A 2,091-nucleotide genomic window follows, 5' to 3' on the forward strand; every position below is an offset into this window, starting at 1 on the left:
TTTTGTCGGAGTCACTTATCCTGAAAGTGAAATAGACAGCCGTTTTGTGTTGGAAAATGTAGGTGTGAACAGTTCCCTTTCAGAAAAAACCATTCCTTTTAGGAATTTCTCCAATATATCAGATGGCACCAATCCGGTGGAAATCAATCATCACAATTTAACCAGGGCATTTAATGTCTATGCCAATGTGGAAGGAAAAGACATTGGACGTGTTTCGGATGAAATCCAGGCGATTATAAACGGGATGGATATTCCTGCGGGATATGAAGTGAATTTTGATGGGGAAGTGGCTATTATCAAAGAATCCTTTGGGGGACTGGGTTTAGGATTGGCATTGGCGGCCATATTATCTTTTCTAATCATTACTCCTCTATTCAGGTCATTTTTGCAGCCATTGGTAATTATACTTACGTTTCCTTTTGGTTTAATTGGCGTTGGTTTTTTGATGTGGGCTACAGGAACGTATCTCAGCATTCAATCCATTATGGGAATCATTATGATGGTGGGTATTTCGGTTTCTTATGGAAATATTTTGGTAGATCGAATCAATGCGTTGTCATATAAAGCCCATTCGATAAAGGATGCCATTATTCAGGGAGCAGGAGACCGGTTCCGCCCGGTGTTAATGACGGCATCAACTACCATTTTCGGATTATTGCCCACGGCTTTGTCAACAAGCTCAGGTTCAGAAGCAAATGTGCCATTGGCCATAGCCGTAATCGGTGGAACGTTTATGGCAACCATCATTACCCTGTATATTATTCCCATTTTTTATTCATTCATATCAAAAGACAAATAAGATGAAGACTTTAACCAACATGAAATCAATAGCTGCTTTCGCTGTACTGCTTTCGGTATCTTTTTCCTGCAACAATCAGAAAGAAGATACGGAGCTAGTAGCTACGAATGACAATATTCAGAAAGTAGAAGTCGTAAAACCCAAGCAACGTTCCTTTACGGCAGAAGTGTCAATTACCGGAACTGCGCATCCCAACCAAATTGTAACGCTGTACGCCATGGAAGGCGGAATGCTAATGCAAATGCTTAAGGATATTGGCGACAAGGTAAGGCAAGGTGAAACCATAGCCATTTTGGAGAACCCGGAATTGCAACAACAGCAACTCAAATGGCAAGCTGAAACGAATGCAAAAAAAGCCAATTATGACAGGCTGAATTCCGTTTACGAGAAAACACCTGCCCTGACCAACCTACAAATGGTGGAAAACGCCGAAGCCGAATACCTTTCAGCAAAAGCCAATTTGGAAGCAACCAATAACCGAATCGGTTTTTTAACCATTAAAGCGCCGTTTTCAGGCATTACCACCAAACGCTTTGTGGATAAGGGAGCCATGATTCAAAGTGGATTAAGTCAGAGCAATCCGCAAGCATTGGTGGAGTTGCAGGAAATCAATCCCATACGTTTGAGCATTCCTGTACCCGAATCGGATGCCGTGGGCATTCAAAAAGAAATGGAAGTGGAAGTTACCTTTCCCGAATTGCCCGGCAAATCTTTTATGGCAAAAGTGAGCCGAACTTCCAGTGTACTCGACCCAATGTCTAAAACAATGCAAGTAGAGATTGACCTGGAAAACCCTGATGGCAAAATCCTTTCGGGAATGTATGCCAAAACCTTGCTACAAATAAACAGCAGGGAAAGCATCTTGTCCTTGCCTATGATCGCTAAAGTGAGCCATAAAAATGAAGATTATTTGCTTGCTGTAGAGGACGGTAGAGTCAAAAGATTACAAGTAAAAATTGGCTTATCCAATCAGGATTATTTTGAAGTATTGAATGAGGAGTTCACTGCTGAAACACAAGTGATTGTACAGGGGAAAAGTTTGGTGAATCCCGGACAAATTGTTAAACCTATTCTAAAACAAGAGTGATGAAGAAATTAAGTAAGAGAATAAAAGGAATTGAGCTGCTATCATTCATCTTATTTTTGCTTATAGCCCATACGAATCAAATTTTAGCACAAGATACCATTCCAATTAATTTAGAAAAAATATTAGAATTGGGCGGAGCAGATAACTTAACCATCAAGGAATATAAAGAACGACAAGAACTATCGTTGGCAGAATTGACGAAAGC

General features: G+C 40.5%; 3 protein-coding genes. All 3 read left to right on the forward strand.

All coding sequences use genetic code 11. The features are described 5' to 3' along the window. On the forward strand, positions 1 to 799 hold a 799-nt coding region (locus ACEW8O_RS00805), incomplete at its 5' end, for an efflux RND transporter permease subunit (protein ID WP_373492718.1). Between the two features lies 1 nt (position 800). Next, positions 801 to 1,886 (forward strand): efflux RND transporter periplasmic adaptor subunit, encoded by a 1,086-nt coding sequence (locus ACEW8O_RS00810; RefSeq protein WP_373492719.1) that lies wholly within the window; start codon positions 801 to 803, stop codon positions 1,884 to 1,886. Beyond that, positions 1,886 to 2,091 (forward strand): hypothetical protein (locus ACEW8O_RS00815; protein WP_373492720.1); only part of this gene is annotated, 206 nt, incomplete at its 3' end. The genes ACEW8O_RS00810 and ACEW8O_RS00815, both read left to right, overlap by 1 nt.

The sequence above is a fragment of the Aquiflexum sp. genome (assembly GCF_041749095.1).
Taxonomy (GTDB): domain Bacteria; phylum Bacteroidota; class Bacteroidia; order Cytophagales; family Cyclobacteriaceae; genus Aquiflexum.